Annotated in this window: 21 protein-coding genes and 2 pseudogenes; 15 read left to right on the forward strand and 8 right to left on the reverse strand. The window is 62.2% G+C overall.

The annotated features are described in order from the left end of the window. From QMX88_RS20230 to tssA, 3 genes are all read left to right on the forward strand, one after another. On the forward strand, positions 1 to 234 hold a 234-nt coding region (locus QMX88_RS20230; protein WP_282371999.1), incomplete at its 5' end, for an OmpA family protein. A 160-nt stretch (positions 235 to 394) separates the two neighbouring features. Next, positions 395 to 913 carry an Hcp family type VI secretion system effector gene (locus QMX88_RS20235; protein ID WP_065988935.1) on the forward strand — a complete coding sequence of 173 codons (519 nt, stop codon included), beginning with the start codon at positions 395 to 397 and terminating at the stop codon, positions 911 to 913. Between the two features lie 101 nt (positions 914 to 1,014). Beyond that, entirely contained in the window at positions 1,015 to 2,115 is a 1,101-nt protein-coding gene (gene tssA, locus QMX88_RS20240; RefSeq protein WP_282372000.1) for a type VI secretion system protein TssA, read from the forward strand. A gap of 92 nt (positions 2,116 to 2,207) precedes the next feature. Here tssA and QMX88_RS20245 read toward each other — a convergent pair whose 3' ends face one another. The 5 genes from QMX88_RS20245 to QMX88_RS20265 all read right to left on the reverse strand — a co-directional run bounded on the left by QMX88_RS20245 (position 2,208) and on the right by QMX88_RS20265 (position 7,235). Next, positions 2,208 to 2,588: a VOC family protein gene (locus QMX88_RS20245; RefSeq protein ID WP_282372002.1), complete on the reverse strand. Its 381-nt coding sequence runs from the start codon at positions 2,586 to 2,588 to the stop codon at positions 2,208 to 2,210. Positions 2,589 to 2,641: 53 nt separating this feature from the next. Further along, the gene (locus tag QMX88_RS20250; RefSeq protein WP_282372003.1) at positions 2,642 to 3,979 is read right to left on the reverse strand and encodes an MFS transporter; all 1,338 of its coding nucleotides are present in this window, start codon (positions 3,977 to 3,979) and stop codon (positions 2,642 to 2,644) included. A gap of 109 nt (positions 3,980 to 4,088) precedes the next feature. Further along, positions 4,089 to 5,027 carry a hydroxymethylglutaryl-CoA lyase gene (locus tag QMX88_RS20255; RefSeq protein WP_282372004.1) on the reverse strand — a complete coding sequence of 313 codons (939 nt, stop codon included), beginning with the start codon at positions 5,025 to 5,027 and terminating at the stop codon, positions 4,089 to 4,091. Then, positions 5,024 to 6,217, reverse strand: a complete 1,194-nt coding sequence (locus QMX88_RS20260) for a CaiB/BaiF CoA transferase family protein (RefSeq protein WP_282372005.1) — start codon at positions 6,215 to 6,217, stop codon at positions 5,024 to 5,026. The genes QMX88_RS20255 and QMX88_RS20260 overlap by 4 nt, the downstream gene beginning before the upstream one ends. Before the next feature lie 106 nt (positions 6,218 to 6,323). Next, complete coding sequence (locus QMX88_RS20265) at positions 6,324 to 7,235, reverse strand: LysR family transcriptional regulator (RefSeq protein WP_282372006.1); 912 nt, start codon at positions 7,233 to 7,235, stop codon at positions 6,324 to 6,326. A gap of 409 nt (positions 7,236 to 7,644) precedes the next feature. Between QMX88_RS20265 and QMX88_RS29805 the strand changes: the two are divergent. The 11 genes and pseudogenes from QMX88_RS29805 to QMX88_RS20315 form a co-directional block, all read left to right on the forward strand. Next, positions 7,645 to 8,370: pseudogene (locus QMX88_RS29805) on the forward strand (MCP four helix bundle domain-containing protein); the annotation flags it as partial. Positions 8,371 to 8,679: 309 nt separating this feature from the next. Next, a pseudogene (locus tag QMX88_RS29810) lies at positions 8,680 to 9,276 on the forward strand (methyl-accepting chemotaxis protein); the annotation flags it as partial. 66 nt (positions 9,277 to 9,342) lie between these two features. Continuing rightward, positions 9,343 to 10,338, forward strand: coding sequence for an aldo/keto reductase (locus tag QMX88_RS20275; protein ID WP_282372009.1), 996 nt, complete (start codon positions 9,343 to 9,345; stop codon positions 10,336 to 10,338). Beyond that, the gene (locus QMX88_RS20280; protein ID WP_282372010.1) at positions 10,335 to 10,784 is read left to right on the forward strand and encodes a thiol-disulfide oxidoreductase DCC family protein; all 450 of its coding nucleotides are present in this window, start codon (positions 10,335 to 10,337) and stop codon (positions 10,782 to 10,784) included. The genes QMX88_RS20275 and QMX88_RS20280 overlap by 4 nt, the downstream gene beginning before the upstream one ends. 1,480 nt (positions 10,785 to 12,264) lie before the next feature. Next, positions 12,265 to 13,191, forward strand: coding sequence for an MFS transporter (locus QMX88_RS20285; protein WP_282372011.1), 927 nt, complete (start codon positions 12,265 to 12,267; stop codon positions 13,189 to 13,191). Next, positions 13,172 to 14,101 (forward strand): 2-hydroxyacid dehydrogenase, encoded by a 930-nt coding sequence (locus QMX88_RS20290; RefSeq protein WP_282372012.1) that lies wholly within the window; start codon positions 13,172 to 13,174, stop codon positions 14,099 to 14,101. Before QMX88_RS20285 ends, QMX88_RS20290 begins: the two co-directional genes overlap by 20 nt. A 118-nt stretch (positions 14,102 to 14,219) precedes the next feature. Beyond that, on the forward strand, positions 14,220 to 15,014 hold the full coding sequence (locus tag QMX88_RS20295) for an NYN domain-containing protein (protein ID WP_282372013.1): 795 nt from the start codon (positions 14,220 to 14,222) through the stop codon (positions 15,012 to 15,014). Between the two features lie 33 nt (positions 15,015 to 15,047). Further along, on the forward strand, positions 15,048 to 15,287 hold the full coding sequence (locus QMX88_RS20300; protein WP_282372014.1) for a hypothetical protein: 240 nt from the start codon (positions 15,048 to 15,050) through the stop codon (positions 15,285 to 15,287). A 94-nt stretch (positions 15,288 to 15,381) separates the two neighbouring features. Further along, the gene (locus tag QMX88_RS20305) at positions 15,382 to 16,257 is read left to right on the forward strand and encodes an EthD domain-containing protein (RefSeq protein ID WP_282372015.1); all 876 of its coding nucleotides are present in this window, start codon (positions 15,382 to 15,384) and stop codon (positions 16,255 to 16,257) included. A 191-nt stretch (positions 16,258 to 16,448) separates the two neighbouring features. Continuing rightward, a complete protein-coding gene (locus QMX88_RS20310; RefSeq protein WP_192173508.1) occupies positions 16,449 to 17,747 on the forward strand; it encodes an MFS transporter in 1,299 nt (432 codons plus the stop codon). 11 nt (positions 17,748 to 17,758) lie between these two features. Then, positions 17,759 to 18,535 carry a substrate-binding domain-containing protein gene (locus QMX88_RS20315; RefSeq protein ID WP_282372016.1) on the forward strand — a complete coding sequence of 259 codons (777 nt, stop codon included), beginning with the start codon at positions 17,759 to 17,761 and terminating at the stop codon, positions 18,533 to 18,535. Here QMX88_RS20315 and QMX88_RS20320 read toward each other — a convergent pair. Together QMX88_RS20320 and QMX88_RS20325 are read right to left on the reverse strand one after the other, a co-directional pair. Next, the gene (locus QMX88_RS20320) at positions 18,521 to 19,429 is read right to left on the reverse strand and encodes a LysR family transcriptional regulator (protein ID WP_282372017.1); all 909 of its coding nucleotides are present in this window, start codon (positions 19,427 to 19,429) and stop codon (positions 18,521 to 18,523) included. The two genes, QMX88_RS20315 and QMX88_RS20320, sit on opposite strands and share 15 nt — an antisense overlap. A gap of 108 nt (positions 19,430 to 19,537) precedes the next feature. After that, positions 19,538 to 20,164: a pyridoxamine 5'-phosphate oxidase family protein gene (locus tag QMX88_RS20325; protein WP_282372018.1), complete on the reverse strand. Its 627-nt coding sequence runs from the start codon at positions 20,162 to 20,164 to the stop codon at positions 19,538 to 19,540. A 163-nt stretch (positions 20,165 to 20,327) separates the two neighbouring features. Here QMX88_RS20325 and QMX88_RS20330 point away from each other — a divergent pair, with 163 nt between their 5' ends. Continuing rightward, entirely contained in the window at positions 20,328 to 20,513 is a 186-nt protein-coding gene (locus QMX88_RS20330; RefSeq protein WP_282372019.1) for a DUF2986 domain-containing protein, read from the forward strand. A 76-nt stretch (positions 20,514 to 20,589) separates the two neighbouring features. Here the strand turns inward: QMX88_RS20330 and QMX88_RS20335 are convergent, their stop codons facing one another. Beyond that, complete coding sequence (locus QMX88_RS20335) at positions 20,590 to 21,483, reverse strand: helix-turn-helix transcriptional regulator (RefSeq protein WP_282372020.1); 894 nt, start codon at positions 21,481 to 21,483, stop codon at positions 20,590 to 20,592. Positions 21,484 to 21,499 lie beyond the last annotated feature (16 nt).

The following is a 21,499-nucleotide window of genomic DNA, read 5'->3' on the forward strand; positions in this document are numbered from 1 at the left end:
CACGCCGACCAGCTCGGCGACCGTCAGGTCAACCTGCAGGTGTCCAGGCAGCGGGCGCAAACCATCAAGACCTATCTGGTCGGCAAGGGCGTGCCCGCCGAGCTGGTGGAGGCCGTGGGCGAAGGCAGCGAGAAGCCGCTGGTCAAGTGCGACATGCAGCAGCCGCGCGCGCAGTTGATCCAGTGCCTTGAGCCGAACCGGCGCGTAGAAATCGAGGTGCGTGCGCTCAACTGATTGGGCGCAGGCATCTGAAGAACCCGACGCCAGGGCCCTGTTGCATGAAGGCCCGGGCAGCGGCAACCGATTCCTCTGACGCTTCAGAGGGGTCAAATCAAGGGGCGTGACCTGGCCGCTGGACGGCTAGCCCCAACCTGTAAGTAAGGAGAATCAAGAAATGGCATTTGACGCATATATTCAGATCGACGGCATTCCAGGCGAAGTTCTGGATGACAAGCACAAGGACTGGATTGAAGTACTCGGCTACGAGTACGGCGCCACCCAAGCGACGTCGGCGACTGCCAGCTCTTCGGGCGGTGCGTCCTCCGAGCGTGTTGCACTGAGCGATTTCAGCATCCGCAAAGCAGTCGACAAAGCGTCTGCAAAGTTGTTCGAAGCGTGCTGCAAAGGCACTCACATCGCCAAGATCCAGCTGAACGTCAACCGTGCGGGCGGCGACAAGCTGACCTACCTGACCATCAACCTGGAAGAGGTTGTGGTGTCGTCGGTCAAGGCCGTTGCCGGTGGCAGTCAGGATGGCGAAGACAAAGCCGTCAGCGACCTGCCGATCGAAGAAATCAGCTTCAACTTCGCTCGCATCAAAACCACGTACACCCAGCAGAGCCGTGCCGATGGCCAGGGTGGCGGTAACGTCACTGGCGGTTGGGACCGTACTGCGAACAAGGTTTTCGCTTGATCGAGTAGTCACAGCGGTCCGTTGCCTGGCGCAGCGGGCCGTAATCAACACCGCGTCGGCTGGATCGGCGCGGTGTTCTTTTTTCTTATCCCGAGTTGACCATGTCTGAATTTCTCAACGACCTTTCACTGACCGAACTGACAGCGCCGATCGATGGAGGAAGCGGCGAAGACCTGAGCTTTTCCACGCTGTTCGACAACGTCAAGGAAGCTCGTCGAGCGGACCCTGATTACCTGACCCAGGGTGACTGGCAGACCGATCTGAAATCCTCGGATTGGGACTTGACGATCACCCTGGCTGCACAAGGCCTTGCTCAGCAGAGCAAGGATCTGATGCTGGTCGCCTGGCTCAGTGAAGCCCTGGCGCACAAATACCACTTTCTCGGCATCACCTTCGGCCTGACCCTGGCCGAGCGGATTCTTGAGCGCTTCTGGGATGACCTGTACCCGGCGCTGGACGAAGGCCTGGAAGAGCGCGCGGCACGCCTGGCCTGGCTGAAAACCACCCTGGCCGATGTGGTCGGCGGGCTGCCGATCACCCAGGGCGATCAGTTCGGCCTGCTGCGCTACGACGAATCCCGGCACATCGAAAACCTGGCCCTGCAGAATCCGCAGGCGATGCGCGTCGCACTGGACGAAGGCAAGATCAACGCGGAAATCTTCCAGCGTTCGGTGGTGCTGACCGACACCGAGCACTTTCTGCGCAAGGCATCGGAAATCACCGACAGCCTGCAGGCCTGCCGGCAGTTGCAAGCCACGGCCGATCGCCTGTTCGGTGTTGAGGCGCCAAGCTTTGCCGGTCTGAGCGAGATCCTCTCCCGCGCCGCGCAACTGGCTGAAAAACTGCTCAAGGACCGTGGCGTGGAAATCAATCCCGCGCCTGCCCAGCCGACCGCCGAACCTGTCGCCGAACCGGCCGATCAACCTGCTGCGGGCCCTGCCATGACCATCACCGTGAAAGACACCGCGTCGGCGCCACTGCGCACCACGCCGCTGACCCGCGACGAAGCCTTCACCATGCTCGCCGGCGTCGCCCAGTTCTTCAAACAGACCGAGCCGCAGAGCCCGGTGCCGTACCTGATCGAACGCGCGATCAAATGGGGCAACATGCCGCTGGAAGGCTGGCTCAACGACGTCATCAAGGACAGCAACGTGGTCGACAGCATTCGTGATGTGCTGGGGACGAAAGAGCCGAAGGGCTGACACGAAACACCGACGGGCAACCGAACGCTCATCAAAACCGCTGCCGCAGCCGTTACAGGTGGATGTAGATCCTGTGGGCGCGACCAGCGCTGTCAGCCCATCAGTTCAGAAATCTCGATCAGGTTGAGATCGGGATCACGCACATAAACCGACCGAATCGGGCCTGTGGCACCGGTGCGCTGGACCGGGCCTTCCACGATGGGCCACGCCTCGGCCTGCAAGTGCGCGATCACCGCGTCGAGGGTCTGGCTGGCGATGAAGCACAGGTCCAGCGCGCCGGGCACCGGCAGGTGAGCCTTGGGCTCGAACTCGTGACCGCGCTCGTGGACGTTGATCTTCTGGTTGCCAAAGCGAAACGCCAGGCGGCCGCTGCCGAAGGTTTCCAGCTGCATGCCCATGACGCGAACGTAGAAATCTTTGCAGGCCTCAGCGTCCACAGTGGTCAGGACCAGATGGTCGAGGTGATCAATCATTGCGTGCGCTCCGTGGGCTAATGAGGTCGACCGTCAGGCAGGCCTGACGGACCTCAGTGTTCGTTCTTGTCCAGCGTTCTCAGCTTCTGCGGCAATGCCCACATTAACAGGCCCGCCGCGACCAGGCTGCTGACGCCGATGACGTAAAGCGCAGGCGTGGTGGTGCCGGTGAGGTCTTTGATCCCGCCGACCATCACCGGGCTGACGATGCCGCCAAACTGCCCCAGGGTGTTGATCAGCGCGATACCGCCCGCAGCGCCGGCACCTGCGCCCGCCAACAGCATGGGCGGGAGGGTCCAGAATGCCGGAATGGCGGCGACGATCCCGCCACCGAGCATGGCCAGGGAGACGATCAACAGGCTGGTGTGCTGGGCAAAAAATCCCGCGCTGAAGAAACCGATGGCCCCAAGCACCATCAGCCCGCAGACGAATTTGCGGCGTTCGCCGCTGGCGTCCGAGAGGCGTCCAACAACGATCATGCTGATGGCGCCGAAGATGTAAGGGATGGCCGTGAGCATCCCGATGATCACCGGGCTTTCGACGCCGGCGCTGCGAATCAGCTGCGGCGCCCAGAAGTTAAGGCCGTAGGACGCCACCTGAATCAGGAAATAAATGAGCCCGAGCATCAGGAAGCCCGGCATTTTCAGCGCGGTCAGCAGCGAACCGCCCTGCTTGTTCGGCTCATGCTCGGCGATGCGGCTCGACAGATATGTCTTCTCGTCGTCGGTCAGCCAGTGGGCATCCGCGACACGGTCCTTGAGCAGCTTCAGCACAGCGAAACCGAGGGCAATGCAAGGTAGGCCGCCAAGCAGGAACAGCCAGTGCCAGCCACGCAATTGCATCACGCCGTCCATATGACCGAGTACCAGCCCCGAGACCGGCGCGCCAAGCAACCCGGCGAAGGCCGACGCCAAGAATAGAATCGACGTAATGCGACCCCGGTAGGTCTGCGGGAACCAGAGCGTCAGGTAAAACAGCACGCCCGGTGCGAACCCCGCTTCCATGGCGCCGATGATGAAACGCAGCACATAGAACTGCCATTCGGCGGTGACGAAGACCATCAGCGCCGTGGCAACGCCCCACGACATCATGATGCGGGCAATCCAGCGCCGGGCGCCCACCTTGTACAGCATGATGTTGCTCGGCACTTCGAACAGCACGTAGCCGATGACGAACAGGCTCGCCCCCAGCCCGTACGCGGTGTCGCTCAGGCTCAGATCCGTCTGCAGCTGAAACTTGGCGAAACTGATGTTGATGCGATCAAAAAACGCGAACAGGTAGCAGACCATGATCAACGGCATCAAACGCCAGGCGACCTTGCGGATCAGTGCCTTTTCGGCGCTTACAACCTCGGCGAGGCTGCTGTTCGGGGTCAGAACAGAGACGGTCATTGCGATACTCCAGATGGACTCTCTGAAAGAGCCCTATTGTTTTTGTTGTCTGGACGCGCACGCAGCGGAGTGCGCGCGTTTGTGGGGGAAAACCGGGACGGGCGCCGCGTCAACCGGGCAGATTTTCCGGCGCCGGGTGTAGATCACGGTTGCGCCCTGCCTTGGCTACCTGCCCCGGCATTTCATGGCCCAGTAGCTCCGGTAAACCGCGCGACAGGACGAGCAGATGCGCCAGGTCAATGCCTGTCTCGATGCCCATCTCATCGCATATATTCACCAGGTCCTCGGTGCAGATATTCCCCGATGCACCCGGCGCAAACGGGCAGCCACCGAGACCGCCCAGCGAGGCATCAAAGCGCCGCGCCCCCGCTTCGTAAGCGGCGAGCACATTGCTCAGCCCCAGGCCGCGGGTGTTGTGAAAATGCAGCGTCAGCGCCGAGGCCGGGACACGGGTCAGCACGCGCTGCACCAGCGAAAACACCTGACGGGGGTTGGCCATGCCAGTGGTGTCGGCCAGGGAAATGCCGTGCATGCCCAACGCCAGATAGTTATCGACGATCCGCAGCACACGGTCTTCATCGATGCGGCCCTCGAACGGGCAACCGAACGTGGTGGCAATGGAGCCGTTCAGGCTAAGCCCAGTGCCCGAGGCCAGTGCGACCACCTCGGCAAAGGCCGCCAGAGACTGCTCGCAGCCCATGCGCATGTTCGCGCGGTTGTGGGTCTGGCTGGCGGACATCACCAGATTCAACTCATCGGCACCCGCCTCGATGGCCCGCTGGGCACCGCGCAGGTTGGGAATCAGGGCGACGTAGATCACACCGGGCTGGCGCCGGATGCCGCGAAACACCTCATCCCCGTCGCGCAAGGCCGGAATGGCTTTGGGAGAAACAAAAGAACCGGCTTCGATTCGGCTGAAACCGGCGAGAGAAAGTTGGTCGATCAAAGCGATCTTGTCAGCGGTGTCCACCCAGGTCGGCTCGATCTGCAAGCCGTCGCGCGGCGACACTTCCTGCACGATCAGGCGCTGGGAAAAGTCGGTGATCATTGCACCACCCCACTGTGCTTGAGCTGCGCAATGTCATCGGCGCTCATGCCCAGCTCGCCGAGCACACTGTCAGTGTGCTGCCCCAGCGCAGGGCCTTGCCAGTTCACGGAGCCTGGGGTCTCGGAGAGTTTCGGCACGATGCCCGGCATCTTCACAATGGCCCCGCCCGGCAGATCGGCGTAGAGGATCATCCCGCGCGCCTGGTAGTGAGGATCGGCGACGATGTCCGCGACGTTGTAGATCCGCCCCGCCGGCACCTCGGCCGCTTCAAGCGCCTTGAGCACGTTGTCGATGGGCAAGGCCGACGACCACGCGCTGATCGCCCCGTCGAGCATGTCGCTCTGGGCGGCGCGGCCGTCGTTGTGGGCGAACTCGGGATCCTCGGCCAGATCGGCGCGGCCAATGGTCTGCATCAGGCGCTTGAAGATCGGGTCGCTGTTGCCGGCGATGACCACGTAGGCACCATCGGCGGTCGGGTAAGTGTTGGACGGCGCAATGCCCGGCAGTGCGCCGCCACTGCGCTCACGGACGTGGCCAAGCATGTCGTATTCCGGCACCAGGCTCTCCATGACGTTGAACACGCTTTCGGCCAGGGACACATCGACCACCTGACCATCGCCCTGGCCGGTCTTGACCCGCAACAGCGACATCAGCGCGCCCATCACCGCGTGCATTGACGCCAGCGAATCCCCCAGGCTGACCCCGACCCTCGCCGGGGGCGAGCCCGGCGTGCCGGTGGTGTAGCGGATGCCACCCATGGCTTCGCCAATGGCGCCAAACCCGGGACGGTCGCGGTAAGGACCGGACTGGCCGTAGCCGGAAATGCGCACGAGGGTGAGTTTGGGGTTCAGCGCGTGGAGCACGTCCCAACCCAGACCCAGTTTTTCCAGCGCACCGGGCCGCAAGTTTTCGATCAACACGTCAGCGCTTTCAGCCAGCCGCTTGACGATGTCGATGCCTTCGGGAGATTTGAGGTTCAGCGAAAGGGACTTTTTGTTGCGCGACTGCAGGTACCACCACAGCGAAGTGCCTTCGTGCAGCTTTCGCCATTTACGAAGCGGATCGCCCTGCCCCATGGATTCGATTTTGATCACCTCGGCACCGAACTCGCCCAGCAGGCGGGCGGCAAAGGGTGCAGCGATCAGTGTGCCGATTTCAATGACGCGCACGCCTTGAAGGGGGCCTGTCATAGCGGTTACCTCGAGTCTTTCTTGGAATTTGTCGCCAAGACTAGAGGAACGGGGTTCGGCAAATCCAACCGTCAGTTGGCAACGACCGTTCGCAAAACGCGAACGCTTAGCCTCCGTGGCTCTGCAGATGCTCGAACAGCAACTGGCTGACCGGCGACAGTGCCGCAGTGTCGCGCACCACCAGAATCAGCGTGCGCCGGGCCCATGCATCGCTCAAGCCTACGGCCCTGAGGCCCAGCGACGGACCGAGCAGGTCGAACGCCTTGCGCGGCAGCACGCCGATGCCCATGTCGGCCTGGACCATCCGGCACATGGCGTCGAAACCCGGCACGTGGATGCGCACCCGCAGCGGCCTGCCGTGGGCGCGAGCGGCGTTCTGGGTACGCATGTTGATGGAGCTGGCGGCGTGCAAGCCGATGTAGTCATTGCCCAGGGTGTCCTCGAACGCCACCTGTTGCAGCCCGGCGAGCGGGTGATCGTCACGCATCACGACGACCAGTTCGTCGCGGCGATACGGTGCGCTGTGAAGGCCCTGAGTGTCGGTGTCTTCAGAGCAGATGCCGATGTCCGCGACACCATCGACCAAGCCCTGCACGACGCCGTTGCTGGGCCGCTCTTCGAGATCGACTTTGACCAACTCATGAGTGGCCACGAAGGCGTGCAGGTCTTCCGGCAAGAACTGAATGATGGCCGAGAGGTTGGCCAGCATCCGCACATAACCGCGCATGCCCTGCAGGTGCTCGTCGAGTTCAAGTCCCATTTTTTCCAGATCGGAGAGCATCCGCCGCGCATGGTGCAACATCGTCTCGCCTGCCGCGGTCAACAGCATGCCCTTGGCATTGCGTACGAACAGGCCAATGCCGAGCACTTCTTCCAGCTCCATCAGCCGCTTGCTCGCAGCCGAGACCGCAATCGCCTCCCGCGCCGCCGCCCGGGTCAGGGTGCCTTCTTCGTAAACCGCCACGAAGAGCTTGAGGGTAATCAGGTCGAGTCGGCGGATGAGGTTTTTATGGAGCATGGGACGTACTCGATCAGGGCGCGGCCGAAAGCATACACGGGCTGCTGCTTGGTAGGACTGGCTTCAGCCGGGAATCGGCCAGCGCGAGCACCATCAATTTCGCGGTGTGCCATCCGACGCCTTCCCGGCTGAAGCCGGTCCCACTATCGATACGCGCTGTGCTAGTGGGACCGGCTTTAGCCGGGAATATGCCAGCGTGTGCGCCATCCATTTACGTCGAGACAAATGACGCCTTCCCGACACGAGGTTGACATAACGGGGTTGCCGTCCGAGCCTGCGACGGCAACCGGATCCATCCAAAAGGATGGCCCAGACACTGCATTTCTGCCAAAAAGAGGATAATCCGCCATCAAGCTGAACCGATTCAGGTCGATAACAGGGGGATTCCTCTTCTACGGACAGCCCCCAGATGAACCTCAGACGCCTCAACATTGCTCCCCGCTCGCTGATCTGCTTCGGCTTTTTCGCCGTATTGATCGCCGCCGTCGGACTGTTCTCACTGATGCAATCGTCCAGGCTGAAAGACGCCCGCGACGCCCTGCAGGACAACGTGCTGCCCACCCTCCTCGCCATCGCCGACATCAAAAATGACCTGCTGACCATCCGCCTCGGCAACACCAGCCTGCGCGCCGCACAAAGCCCCGCCAGCACCGACGCCGCCATGAAGCGCGTCAGTCAGGGCCGTGCCGAACTGGAGAAAGACGTGCAGGGCCTGAGGTCATTGCTGATCACCGAGCGTGGCCTGAACGCCTACCGCGAGATGGAGCGCGACATGCAGGCCTACCTCGCCGTGCACACGCGCTTTCTCGACGCCGTGGCGCAGAAACGGGATGACATCATCGTTTCGCTGACCGAGCCCTCCGGGGAACAGACCCGCGCGGCCGACGCCCTCGCCAAGGACATCGCGACCATCGCCGACCTGGGCAACCAGAAAATGCAGGACTCGGATGTCGCGGCAGATGAAAGTTACGCCCAGTCCCGCGATGTCATCATTGGCGCCATCGTGATCGCCCTCGCCGCCACCCTTGCCCTGGCTGCGCTGTTTACCCGCAGCCTGGTCGCACCCATCGCCAAGGCCCTGGCCGTCGCGGAGAACATCGCTGCCAACGACCTGAGCAAGCCGATTCAAGTGGACGGTTCCGATGAGCCGGGCCGCCTGCTGCAAGCGCTGTCGGTGATGCAACAGAACCTGCGCCACACCCTCTCGGAGCTCGGCCACTCGTCCAATCAGCTGGCCTCGACTTCCGAAGAGATGACCGCCGTGACCGAAGAATCCCTGCGCGGGGTTCAGCGTCAGAATGACGAAATCAATCAGGCCGCCACCGCCATCAATCAGATGAGCGCAGCGGTGGAAGAAGTCGCCCACAACGCTTCCCTGGCCTCAACGGCGGCGCGGGATTCCAGCGACTCGGCGGAACAGGGCCGCCTGCGGGTCAACGAAACCATCTCGGCGATCAACGAGCTGCATGACTCGGTCGGCAGCACAGCGGATGAGATCAATGGCCTGGCCGGCCAAGTGCAGAACATCAGCGGCGTACTGGACGTGATCCGCGGCATCGCCGATCAGACCAATCTGCTCGCCCTCAACGCGGCCATCGAAGCGGCCCGCGCAGGCGAAGCCGGACGTGGTTTCGCGGTGGTGGCCGATGAAGTGCGGGCCCTGGCCCACCGCACCCAGCAGTCCACCGCCGAGATCGAAAAGATGATCGACTCGATTCAGGGCGGCACACACAAGGCGGTCACCGCGATGGGCCAGAGCAGCGAGCGCGCCCGGGTCAGCCTGGACGTGGCCGGTGCCGCCGGTCGTGCCCTCGCCGAAATCAAAACCGCCATCGTGCTGATCAACGAGCGCAACGTCAGCATCGCCACCGCCACTGAACAACAGGCCCAGGTCGCGCGGGAAGTCGATCGCAACCTGACCAGCATCCGCGATCTGTCGCTGCAGACCTCTGCCGGCGCCCATCAGACTTCGGCGGCGAGCAATGAACTGTCGCAACTGGCGGTGGGCCTGAACGGTCTGGTGATGCAATTCAGAACTTAATGGCACCCGCGGAATCGCAACAGTGAGCCGCCTGTTTGCGGCATCAGATGATTTCGGAGGTAAAGCATGAAGTTTGTAAAGCTGGGTTCCACGGGTCTGGACGTGTCGAGGCTGTGCCTGGGGTGCATGACGTTTGGCGACCCGGATGCCGGCACGCACCCGTGGACGCTGGATGAAAACGCCAGCCGGCCGATCATCAAGCATGCCGTCGAGCAAGGCATCAACTTCTTCGACACGGCCAACAGCTATTCGGCGGGCACCTCGGAAGTCATCGTCGGCAAGCTGCTGAAGGAGTTCACCCGTCGCGAAGAAACCGTCATCGCGACCAAGGTGTTTTTTCCGGCCAACATGTGGGAAGGCTCCAAGCGACCCAACGAACAGGGCCTGTCGAGAAAAGCCATCATGGCCAACATCGACGCCAGCCTGACGCGGCTCGGCACCGATTACGTCGACCTGTACCAGATTCATCGCTGGGATTATCACACCCCCATCGAAGAAACCATGGAAGCGCTGAACGACGTGGTGCGGGCCGGCAAGGCGCGCTACATCGGCGCGTCGTCGATGTTCGCCTGGCAGTTCGCCAAGGCTCAGCAGGTCGCGACAGCCCATGGCTGGAGCCGCTTCGTGTCCATGCAGAACTACCTCAATCTGCTGTACCGCGAAGAACAGCGCGAAATGATTCCGCTGTGCCTGGATCAGGGCGTCGGCCTGATGCCCTGGAGCCCGATGGCCCGTGGCAGGCTCACCCGGCCCCACGGTCAGCAAACCGAACGCACGAAAACCGACATCTCTGGCCAGTCGTTTTACGAGGCGACGGAAGTCGAAGATGGCCGCGTCATTGATGTGGTCGAGCAGATTGCCGGCGAGCGCGGCGTGCCCATGGCGCAGGTCGCGCTGGCCTGGGTGCTGGCCCAGCGGGGCGTGTCGGCACCGATTGTCGGTGCCTCCAAGCCGCACCATCTGGACGATGCGATCGCGGCGCTGGAACTGGTGCTCAGCGATGATGAAGTGAAACGCCTTGAAGCGCCTTACGTTCCCCATGCTGTCACGGGTTTCGCGTGAAGCCCAACGGTAACTCCGGGCTTGCCACCGGCCGGGCCGTCGTGTTGTTCGACGGCACCTGCAAGCTGTGCAATGGCTGGGCGACCTTCATCATCAGCCAGGACCGCGAGCACCGCCTGACGCTGGCGGCCGTGCAGTTGCCCGAGGGTCAGGCGCTGCTGAAATGGGCCGGGTTGCCCCAGGACCAGTTCAACACCATCGTGCTGGTGGAAAACGACCGCTTTTATGTGCGCTCGGACGCGATGTTCAAGATCTTGGCCCACCTGCCCGCCCGATGGCACTGGCTGCTCATGGCGCGGATGTTCCCGAGGGTGTTGCGCGACTGGCTGTACGACAAGATCGCGCTGAACCGCTACAAGCTGTTTGGCCGTTATGACGCGTGTCGCTTGCCTGCCCCGGATCATCCGGGCCGCTTTCTGAATAAGAACGCCCTCAACCACCGCTAAATCTTCAGCGGCTGAAATGCCGTCTTCGTGAGCAAGCTCACTCCCACACGTCCTGCGCATGACTCGAAATCCCAAGCCGTTCCGCGATCCCGTGGGAGCACTCCCACACGCCTTGCCCATCACTCGAAATCTCTAGCCGTTCCTCGATCTTGTGGGAGCGAGCTTGCTCGCGAAGGCCATCTTCAGTCAGCGGAGAAAGTGGCCCAATGTACCGGCCCTTTCGTGAGCAAGCTCACTCCCACACGTCCTGCGCATGACTCGAAATCCCAAGCCGTTCCTCGATCTTGTGGGAGCGAGCTTGCTCGCGAAAGCTATCTTCAGTCCGCGGAGAAAGTGGCCAAATGTCCCGGCCCTTTCGTGAGCAAGCTCACTCCCACACGTCTTGCGCATGACTCGAAATCTCAAGCCGTTCCGCGATCCCGTGGGAGCACTCCCACACGCCTTGCCCATCACTCGAAATCTCGAGCCGTTCCGCGATCTTGTGGGAGCGAGGTTGCTCGCGAAGGCTATCTTCAGTCCGTGGAGAAAGTGGCCGAATGTCCCGGCCCCTTCGTGAGCAAGCTCACTCCCACACGCCCTGCGCATGACTCGAAATCTCAAGCCGTTCCGCGATCCCGTGGGAGCACTCCCACACGCCTTGCCCATCACTCGAAATCTCTAGCCGTTCCGCGATCCCGTGGGAGCGAGCTTGCTCGCGAAAGCTATCTTCAGTCCGCGGAGAAAGTGGCCCAATGTCCCGGCCCTTTTGTGAGCAAGCTCACTCCCACAGGTCCTGCGCATGACTCGAAATCTCAAGCCGTTCCGCGGTCCCGTGGGAGCACTCCCACACGTCTTGTCCATCACTCGAAATCTCAAGCCGTTCCTCGATCTTGTGGGAGCGAGCTTGCTCGCGAAGGCTATCCTCAGTCCGCGGAGAAAGTGGCCCAATGTACCGGCCCTTTCGTGAGCAAGCTCACTCCCACACGTCTTGCGCATGACTCGAAATCTCAAGCCGTTCCGCGATCCCGTGGGAGCCCTCCCACACGCCTTGCCCATCACTCGAAATCTCAAGCCGTTCCTCGATCCCGTGGGAGCGAGCTTGCTCGCGAAAGCTATCTTCAGTCCGCGGAGAAAGTGGCCCAATGCCCCGGCCCGTTCGTGAGCAAGCTGACTCCAACACGTTTAGAGCATGGCTCGAGATCTCGAGTCAGCTCACCTAGAGAAATCCCACTATATGGGACTGATAATCACATATTGAGGTATCAGAATATGTCGTCTATGGTGGGACGTCTTCGCTTCCCGCAGCTCCTTATATAAAAACAACAGGAAATCCCATGCCCCAGCCATTAATGGATTCGGGCCTGCACGCCAGCACCATGAAGCGCCTCAACCTCAAGTTGATCCCCTTCCTGATGCTGCTGTACATGGTCGCGTACATCGACAAGTCGAACATATTTACTACCTGTCGCAGTGGTACCCGAAGACCGATCGGGCCAAAGCCATGTCGTTCTTCTACATCGGCGCCGCGCTGGCGTCGGTGATCGGCCTGCCGCTGTCGGGCGCATTTCTGCACCTGGACGGGTATTTCGGCGTCAGCGGCTGGCGCTGGCTGTTTCTGCTGGAAGGCCTGCCGGCGGTGATCCTCGGGATCGTTGTGTTGCGCTACCTGCCGGATTCGCCGCAGACCACCCACTGGCTGCACGCCGATCAGAAGGAATGGCTGAGCCGGACCATTGCTGCCGAGCAAGCGAGCTCGCCGATCTCCCACCATGCCGCCTGGCAGACCGCGTTTCGCAGCCGTCAGGTCTGGCTGTTGAGCCTGTTCTGGCTGTTGCAGGCGTTCGGCACCATCGGCATCACGCTGTTCCTGCCGCTGATCGTCAAGTCGGTGTCCGGCCAGGAATCGTTCACCGTCAGCGTCATGTCCGCGCTGCCCTTCCTGTTTGCCTGCGTGTTCATGTATTTCAACGGCACCCATTCCGACCGCAAGGGCGAGCGCGGCTGGCACCTGGCGCTGCCGCTCATGGCGGCCGGTGTGCTGCTGGCGCTGGCAGTGTGGACCAGCAACCCGTGGCTGGCCTACGGCTTGCTGGTGGTGGCGGTCGGTCTGAACTGGGCCGCCACGCCGGTGTTCTGGGCGACCACCACCGAATACCTGTCGGGTGCTGCCGCTGCGGCGTCCATCGCGCTGATCAACTCTATCGCCAACATCGCCGGCCTTGGCCTGCCGCCCGTCATGGGCTGGATCAAGGACGCCACGCAAAGCTACGACTACGCGCTGCTGCTGGTCTCCGCAGCTTTGGTCGCTGGCGGTGTGCTGGGACTGTTCCTGGCCCGCGCGCCCCGTGCCGCACCGGTCACCGCCCGCGCAACTGCTCCCGCTGCGGCGCCTGTCCCAAGAGGTTTAGATGAAGCCAAGGCTCCTTAAAATTGCCCGCTTGCCGGCCATGCTCGATGACGCGCTGAACGCGACCTACGAAGTGGTGGAAGCCGATCAGGACGGCACCGGCGTCGACGAATCGACCGCTGATATCCGCGCCATGGTCGCCAATGGCGAATCCACCGTTAGCCGCCAGTTGATCGACAGCCTCCCTGCGCTGGAAGTCATTGCCGTGTTCGGCGTGGGCTACGACGGCGTCGATGTGGCGGCGGCGCGGGAACGTGGCATCCGCGTCACCCACACCCCCGATGTGCTCACCGAAGACGTGGCGGATTTCGCCATGGCCTTGATGCTGGGCATCGCGCGCAACCTGCGGGTGGCCGACCGTTTCACCCGCTCGGGCGCCTGGGCAGATGGCCCCATCGCCTTCAGCCGCAAGGTCAGCCGGTCGCGACTGGGCATCATTGGTCTGGGCCGCATCGGTGCTGCCATCGCCCGTCGCGCTCAAGGCTTCGACATGTCGATCGCCTACACCGGGCGCCGGCCTCAGGACGTCGAGTTCACCTATTACGCGTCGGCGGTTGAACTGGCTGCGGCGGTGGATTTTCTCGTCGTCGCCGTCGGTGGCGGCGCCAGCACCCATCATCTGGTGGACGCGCAGGTGCTGGAGGCGCTGGGACCGAAGGGCTACCTGATCAACGTCGGCCGTGGCAGCGTGGTCGATGAAAACGCCCTCGCCCGGGCCCTCGCCGAAAGCCGTCTGGCCGGCGCGGCGGTGGACGTCTACGAAAACGAACCGCACCCCGCCGCCGCGCTGCTTGATCTGGACAACGTCCTGCTCACCCCGCACATGGCCAGCGCCACGTGGGACACCCGGCAGGCGATGTCCGATTTGGTCATGGCCAACCTCCACGCCTGGCACAGCGGCACAGACTTGCCCACGCCCGTGCCGGACTAGTCCGACGTCGCCAGCGGCTCGATGAATGAACAACCGAGCCGCAGCAGACAGAATGGGTTGCCTGTTTGCGATGAGGATTTGCAGGTATGGTGTGGCTTTCCCCTGCCAAGGAAGATCCATGGCCACGAACCCCTCCAGCCACGCTCAAAAACACCTCGCCGTTCTGATCGATGCAGACAACGCCCCCGCCGCCATCGTCGAAGGCCTGTTCGAAGAAATCGCCAAATACGGCGTCGCCAGCGTCAAGCGCATCTATGGCGACTGGACCGGGCCGCAGCTCGGCGGCTGGAAAAAGGTCCTGCTCGACCACTCGATCCAGCCCATTCAGCAGTTCGCCTACACCAAAGGCAAGAACGCCACCGACAGCTCGCTGATCATCGACGCCATGGACCTGCTGTACACGCGCCGCTTCGATGGCTTCTGCCTGGTCTCCAGCGACAGCGATTTCACCCGCCTGGCCTCGCGACTGCGCGAAGAGGGCCTGACCGTGATCGGCTTCGGAGAAGAGAAGACGCCGCGACCGTTCGTGGCGGCCTGCGACAAATTCATCTACATCGAACTGCTCCGCGAAGAGGTGATTGCCGCCGGCAGCGCAGAGCAAACGCTCGACGCTCCCGCGCAGTCAGAAATGGCCAAACCCGCAGCGACCGAGACGGCAAAACGGCCCAAAGCGCCCATCAGCTTCATCGCGAAAATCCTCGACGACATCGCCGACGAAGATGGCTGGGTGCAGCTCGGCGCCCTCGGCACCAACATCACCAAGCTGCGACCGGAATTCGACCCGCGCACCCATGGCTACAAAAAGCTCAGCGACCTGATCAAGGGCTACCCGCAGGCGTTCGAGCTGCAAGCCAGACCCGCGTCCAGTGGCACGGCGGTGATGTACGTCAGGCACAAACAAAACGGCAAGTAACCCGACCAGCGTTTCTCATCTATGGAGCCATGCATGCCCATCTATTCAGTCGACTACCGCTTCAACGCTGAACCCCGCAATCATCGCTTCGACCTGAATCAGCCGAAACTGTCAGCGAGCGACGCGGCGATGCACCTGCTTGAGCTGCATTTCGGCGACAGCGAAAACAGCCTGATGATGCCCAACGCAGACGCGCTGCCGGATGAAATTATCGAACAGGCCGGCCAGCTCGAGCTGACGGACATTCGCGTGACGCAGGTCGCTTCCGAGTAGGCCTGCCGACGACGTCCGGTAAAAACGTTGAACCCTGCAGCGGCACCTGCATCCGATCACTACGACTGAACATTTCCCGACTGACAGGTGCCCCATGATCGAGATCAACAGCTACACCACCGTCAAACGACGTGAGCGCGTGCCCCATGACGTATTCGCCCATTACTGGCGCGACGTCCACGGCCCGCTGTGCTCGCGGCTTCCGGGCTTGGGCTTGTACATCCAGCACCACTTTTCCCGGCAGCAGGATGCTCACCTCTGGCCACTCGCCGATGGCATCAGCGAGATTCAGGATTACGAACTGGACGGTGGGGTGGAGATCGGTTTCGAGTCCGCTGCGGACCAGAAGCAGTTTCAGGAGGCCAGCCCGATTTTGTTTTCGGACGAGCAGAACATGTTCGACGAAACCCTGGCCTACGCCCTGCCCCAAGGCTCGCTGACGCTGACCAATTCGCTGGCGGATGAGCGGTTCAACGGCACCGACACCTTCGACCGTATTCACATCCACTTCAGCCCGCGGGAAACCCTGGCGCAGCTGCACGCGTACCTGAAGTCAGATCTGGGACCGCTGCTGGCAGCGTCCGATGAAGTGGTGAAAGTCTGTCTGCACCTCTGCGAACCCTTCGAGAACGATGGCCAGCACCCACCTGCGCCCAATGTCGCGCACTTTGCCAACCCGGCCCGCGCCGAACTGGCTGTGCTGGAAATCGCGTTCAAGTCGCCACTGGCGCGTCGGCGTTTTTTTCAGAGCGACGTGTTCCAGAACACCCTGCCTGAACAATCGAAGCACATCGCCCAGCTCAAGGCGTTCGCCGTCTCCGGGCTCTACACCTATGTGCGCGACAAGTCCCTGACCACCGCAGGATTGCGCGGCAGTCGGGCAGCCGAGCTGATTGAATACCTGGGCGCGGTGAATCAGGTTCAGCCGGATGTTCAAGAGCTGATGCTCAAAGGTACACAGTCCCGCTGACGATTCCGGTCGGCGGCCGTAGACCACGGCTGCCGACGCCTATCCAGCCTGTGAGCACCCGCCACGGCCTCGCAATTGATCCGATCCATGCATCAAAGGATGAAAAAATAACGATTATCGTCGTCTGAAAATTGCCACAGAATCTCCAGTTACAAGCGCTTACAAACTCAAAAAAAACGCTGGAGAACAACATGCATCAACCGCCAAGCCAGACCTCCTCCGGGAAGTCCAGGGCAGGAATGGTCTTCCGGGTCACCTCCGGAAACTTTCTTGAACAGTTCGACTTCTTCCTCTTCGGCTTCTACGCCACCCAGATCGCCTCCGCTTTCTTTCCCGCCAGCAACGAGTTCGCCTCGTTGATGATGACGTTCGCTGTCTTCGGTGCAGGGTTCTTGATGCGGCCGCTGGGCGCCGTGCTGCTGGGCGCGTACATCGACGATGTCGGCCGCCGTCGCGGTCTGATCGTGACCCTGGCGATCATGGCCAGTGGCACCTTGCTGATTGTCCTGGTGCCGGGTTACGCCACGATCGGCCTGTGGGCACCGGCGCTGGTCTTGCTCGGACGGCTGCTGCAGGGATTCTCCGCAGGTGCAGAGATGGGCGGCGTGTCCGTCTACCTCGCCGAAATGGCAACGCCGGGGCGCAAAGGTTTCTACGCCAGTTGGCAATCGGCTAGCCAACAAGTGGCCATCGTTGTCGCCGCCGCCCTGGGTTACGGCCTCAATCAATGGCTTGCCCCGACCGAGCTGTCGGCATGGGGCTGGCGCATTCCGTTTGCCGTCGGCTGCCTGATCATCCCGTTCATTTTCCTGCTGCGCCGCAGCCTTGAAGAAACCGCGGAGTTCACCACGCGCAAACACCGCCCGACGATGAAGGAAGTGTTCGCAACCCTCCTCGGCAACGCCAGTGTGGTCATCCTCGGGATGCTGATGGTGGCGATGACCACCACCGCCTTTTACATGATCACCGTTTACGCACCGACCTTCGGCCGCTCGGTGCTGCAGCTCAGTACCAGTGATGCGCTGATCGTGACGCTGCTGGTGGGGGTGTCGAACTTCTTTTGGCTGCCCATCGGCGGCGCCCTGAGTGATCGCATGGGGCGAAAGCCGCTGCTGCTGGCGATGTCGCTGCTGACGCTGCTGACGGCCTATCCCGCGCTGTCATTCCTGGCCCAGGCGCCGACCTTTGCCCACATGCTCGAAGTGCTGCTGTGGTTCTCGTTTCTCTACGGCATTTACAACGGCGCGATGATTCCCGCGCTCACGGAAATGATGCCTGTGGAGGTGCGCGTGGCCGGTTTCTCCCTCGCCTACAGCCTGGCGACAGCAATTTTCGGCGGCTTCACGCCGGCTGTCTCGACCTGGCTCATTCACCTGACCGGCGACAAGGCCGCGCCGGCCTACTGGATGATCTTCGCCGCCCTGTGCGCCTTTACCGCGACGCTGGTGCTGTACCGCCGTCTCGCCACTCAGTCACTTGCCACTGCTTGAAGGACCCTGTCATGAACTCTTTACTAAAACCCCTCTGCGTTTTGGCGCTGACCAGCTGCGCCTACGGCAACCTAGCCTACGCCGAAGCGCTGACCGTCATGACCTCGGGCGGCTTCACTGCCGCCTATCAACACTTGGGACCGCAATACGCAGAGCACAGCGGCAACACGCTGAAAACGGTGCTCGGCCCGTCGATGGGCAAAGCGGCAGAAGCCATCCCCAACCGGTTGAGTCGCGGCGAGCATGCTGATGTGGTGATCATGGTGGGTTACGCACTGGATGATTTGATCAAGCAGGGCAAGGTCGACGCCGCCTCGCGTGTGGAACTGGCGGACTCGCGCATCGGCATGGTAGTGAAGGCCGGCGCCGACAAACCTGCCATCGGCACCGATGCTGAACTGAAAGACACCCTGCTGGCGGCCAAGTCAGTGGCCTATTCAGACAGCGCAAGCGGCGTCTACATCGAGAAAGAGCTGTTCAAGAAGCTCGGCGTTCAGCCGCAGCTGGCGCCCAAAAGCAAGATGATCGAGCGCATTCCGGTGGCCTCCGTTGTGGCCAAGGGTGACTACCAGCTGGGCTTCCAGCAGGTCGCCGAGTTGTTGCCGATCCCGGGCGTGACCTTTGTCGGCAAGATTCCGGAAGACGTGCAATCGGTGACCCGCTATGCCGCCGGGATTCCGAAAAATGCCGATCACCCCGTTGAAGCGAAGGAGCTGCTGAAGTTTTTGTCATCCCCCGACGCCCAGGCGAGCATTCGCGAGACCGGCCTGGACTCAGTCCCGCGGTAACGTCCCGGGCAGCGCGCGAATCCGCTGCTCCAGCTCCAGTGCCGCGGGCGTCAATGTGCGTCCGCGGCGTTTCAGCACGCCCATCTGCCTGATCACCTCCGGCTCCACCAGCCGCACTTTGGCCAGGATCGGGTGGGCAGAGATCGGCATCGCAATGGACGGCACCACCGCAATGCCCAGCCCCGCCTCGACCAGGCCAAGCACCGTCGTCACGTGGCGTGCTTCGCAGACGCTGTTCCTGCCCGGCTGAAAACCGGAAAGCGCGCGATCCAGCACCAGACGATTGCCCGAAGATTTATCCAGCGTAATGCAGTCGTGTTCGCACGCCTGGGTCCAGGTGACGGTGTCGAGGACGGCCAGCGGATGGTCGCGGCGGCAGGCAATCACGTAGTGCTCTTCGAGCAGCGGACTGAACTCGATTTCCGGTGCCAGGTTGCCGGTGAAACTCACCCCGAAATCGGCTTCCCCTGACGCCACCGCTGCACTGACTTCGTTGGCCGAAACGTCGATCAGCCTGATGTTGATCAGCGGGTACTGCCCGTGAAAGCTACGGATCGCATGGGGCAGAAAATAGTAGGCCGCAGACGGTACGCAGGCCACGGTCAGCGTGCCCCTGCGGTTGGCGCCGCCGTCGCCGATGCTGAGCAGCGCCAGATCCAGATCGTCCAGGAGACGTTCGACCTGGGGCAGAAACGCTCGCCCGACGTTGGTCAACGAGACCTTTCGCGTGGTCCGCTCAAACAGCTTGACCCCCAAGGCGGACTCAAGCTTTTCGATGCGGCGGCTCAGCGCCGACTGGGTGATGCGGATGGACTCGGCCGCCCGGCGAAAGCCCTGCTTTTCAACCACCGCACGAAAAGCCTGAAGGTCATTGAGGTCGAAGTTGATGTTCACGGCATGTCGTCGCTTTGATCGTAGACGGGCATCAATGGTAAGGCGCAACGCGTCGGCGAGCCATCCCCGGGCGAGTCCCACGGCTGCCCCTTGCACGGAACGAATGGCCTAATAAAGCGTGTCGGCGATCCGGCCTGGCAGCGCCTTGTCGTAGGCCTCGCCGTCGATGGCTGCCTTCGAAACCTCCTTGAGAATCTGACCCGCTGTCGGCAGCGCGCTGCGCGGCACCTGTTTGGACGCATCCCACAGCCCTGCCCTGATCACCGCCCGGCTGCACTGGAAATACACGCTGGTGACGGTGATTCGCAGCACCGATTTTGGCGGCTTTCCGTCCACGGCAAAACGCTCCAGCAGGTCGGGCGCGATGGAGATCTGCGCCGTGCCGTTGACGCGCAGGGTTTCGCCCACGCCCGGTACGAGAAACAGCAGCGCGACTCGCGGGTCTTCGATGATATTGCGCAGGGTGTCGATGCGGTTGTTGCCGCGTCGGTCTGGCAGATACAGCGTCTGGCTGTCTTCGATGTGCACGAAGCCTGGCTGATCTCCCCGCGGCGAGGCATCCAGGCCGCCTGCGCCCGACGAGGCGAGGATCACAAAGGACGCCGCTTCGATGAACGGCCGGTAAACCGGGTGAATGTGGTCAACTTCTTTGACCAGAGACGGCGGCGCGATCGGGCCATACACCGCTTCCAGTGCCGCTACGGTTGTCAGGTATGAGCTGTCTTCAAGATCCATCGTGGTTCTCTGCGGTTTCTTCTTTAAAGGAAAGGGTCGGTATGCACTTACGCCTTGTCCCCGATTGGGGCAATAGTGGCAGACGCGTGTGGCAGATTGAGCGGCGATCTGATTCACTGCCTGCCTTTTCACCGTCCAGCATCTGCACACCGGGTAACCAGGCATGAACCGTCGCAAGAAACTTAACCAGATCCTCAGAGCCAACGCAAAAAAGGCGAGTGCCAAACTGGCGCCGAAGAACAAAGACACCTACGTCAGCAAGGCCGACCGGTTGAAGCTGGCTGAGGCCAATGCTGAAGCCACGACCGAATCCACCCCTGAAGCGGTCCGCCCTTCCGAGGCGGTTTGAACACCCTCCATTTGCGATGCGCCGCCTACCCCTGGTAGGACCGGCTTCAGCCGGGAAGACGCCAGCGCGTACGCCATCAATTTTGCAGTGTGATTACCGACGCCTTCCCGGCTAAAGCCGGTCCCACAGAAAGCTCCGGTTTCAGCCGGGAATGGTCTTCGATCACCGCCCGTACGCGATCGGCGTCGGCGGCGGTGACCGGGTTATAGACGATCATCGACAGATCCAGTCGCCCGTCCACCGCAAAGTTCGAGTATTCCAGCTCAATGATGCCATGGGGGTCGTGGCGCAGGCGTTTGGTGCCCTCGCCCTGTAGCCGCACGTCGTTGTCTCGCCACAGCACCGCGAATTCCGGGCTCAGGGTGCACAGTTCTTCCGCCAGCCGGCTGACCTCGGACGCCGCGCCGGCCCGGGTCGCATCCGCCCTAAAGGCCGCGACGATGAAACGTGCCACCGCGTTCCAGTCAGCCTGCCGGGCCTGGGCGCGCGGGTTGCAAAACATCAGGCGCAAGATGTTGCGTTGCCCCACCGGCAGCAGGCTGTAATCGGTGAAGACCGCCGCCGCTGCGGTGTTCCAGGCCAGCACGTCCCATGTTGCCGTTTTGATAAACGCCGGGCTGAACGCAAGGGTGTCGAGGACCCGTTGCAGTCGCGGCGTCACCCCGTCGGGCGCGCTGTAGACCACTTCCGGCGGATGGCCGAAAGCGAGCATGAACAGGTGCTCGCGCTCGGGTTCGGTCATCAGCAGACTTTCCGCAATCCGGTTCAGCACCTGCGCCGAGGGTGCCCCGCCGCGCCCCTGCTCCAGCCACGTGTACCAGGTCGCACTGATATTGGCGCGCTGCGCGACTTCTTCCCGGCGCAGACCCGGTGTGCGTCGTCGGCCGGAAAAGCCGAAACTGGCCGGGTCCAGGCGCGCCCGGCAATCCTTCAGATACGTGCCCAGCAAATGAACAGACGGGTTGGCCATGGTGATCCTGTTGGTT

The organism is Pseudomonas sp. PS02290 (assembly GCF_029960075.1).
In the GTDB taxonomy this organism is placed as follows: Bacteria; Pseudomonadota; Gammaproteobacteria; order Pseudomonadales; family Pseudomonadaceae; genus Aquipseudomonas.

Bases quoted from the DNA above. Each gene is read 5' to 3' on its own strand.
- QMX88_RS20235 (WP_065988935.1), top strand. From the start codon at position 395: ATGGCATTTGACGCATATATTCAGATCGACGGCATTCCAGGCGAAGTT.
- tssA (WP_282372000.1), top strand. From the start codon at position 1,015: ATGTCTGAATTTCTCAACGACCTTTCACTGACCGAACTGACAGCGCCG.
- QMX88_RS20245 (WP_282372002.1), bottom strand. From the start codon at position 2,588: ATGATTGATCACCTCGACCATCTGGTCCTGACCACTGTGGACGCTGAG.
- QMX88_RS20250 (WP_282372003.1), bottom strand. From the start codon at position 3,979: ATGACCGTCTCTGTTCTGACCCCGAACAGCAGCCTCGCCGAGGTTGTA.
- QMX88_RS20255 (WP_282372004.1), bottom strand. From the start codon at position 5,027: ATGATCACCGACTTTTCCCAGCGCCTGATCGTGCAGGAAGTGTCGCCG.
- QMX88_RS20260 (WP_282372005.1), bottom strand. From the start codon at position 6,217: ATGACAGGCCCCCTTCAAGGCGTGCGCGTCATTGAAATCGGCACACTG.
- QMX88_RS20265 (WP_282372006.1), bottom strand. From the start codon at position 7,235: ATGCTCCATAAAAACCTCATCCGCCGACTCGACCTGATTACCCTCAAG.
- QMX88_RS20275 (WP_282372009.1), top strand. From the start codon at position 9,343: ATGAAGTTTGTAAAGCTGGGTTCCACGGGTCTGGACGTGTCGAGGCTG.
- QMX88_RS20285 (WP_282372011.1), top strand. From the start codon at position 12,265: ATGTCGTTCTTCTACATCGGCGCCGCGCTGGCGTCGGTGATCGGCCTG.
- QMX88_RS20290 (WP_282372012.1), top strand. From the start codon at position 13,172: ATGAAGCCAAGGCTCCTTAAAATTGCCCGCTTGCCGGCCATGCTCGAT.
- QMX88_RS20295 (WP_282372013.1), top strand. From the start codon at position 14,220: ATGGCCACGAACCCCTCCAGCCACGCTCAAAAACACCTCGCCGTTCTG.
- QMX88_RS20300 (WP_282372014.1), top strand. From the start codon at position 15,048: ATGCCCATCTATTCAGTCGACTACCGCTTCAACGCTGAACCCCGCAAT.
- QMX88_RS20305 (WP_282372015.1), top strand. From the start codon at position 15,382: ATGATCGAGATCAACAGCTACACCACCGTCAAACGACGTGAGCGCGTG.
- QMX88_RS20310 (WP_192173508.1), top strand. From the start codon at position 16,449: ATGCATCAACCGCCAAGCCAGACCTCCTCCGGGAAGTCCAGGGCAGGA.
- QMX88_RS20315 (WP_282372016.1), top strand. From the start codon at position 17,759: ATGAACTCTTTACTAAAACCCCTCTGCGTTTTGGCGCTGACCAGCTGC.
- QMX88_RS20325 (WP_282372018.1), bottom strand. From the start codon at position 20,164: ATGGATCTTGAAGACAGCTCATACCTGACAACCGTAGCGGCACTGGAA.
- QMX88_RS20330 (WP_282372019.1), top strand. From the start codon at position 20,328: ATGAACCGTCGCAAGAAACTTAACCAGATCCTCAGAGCCAACGCAAAA.
- QMX88_RS20335 (WP_282372020.1), bottom strand. From the start codon at position 21,483: ATGGCCAACCCGTCTGTTCATTTGCTGGGCACGTATCTGAAGGATTGC.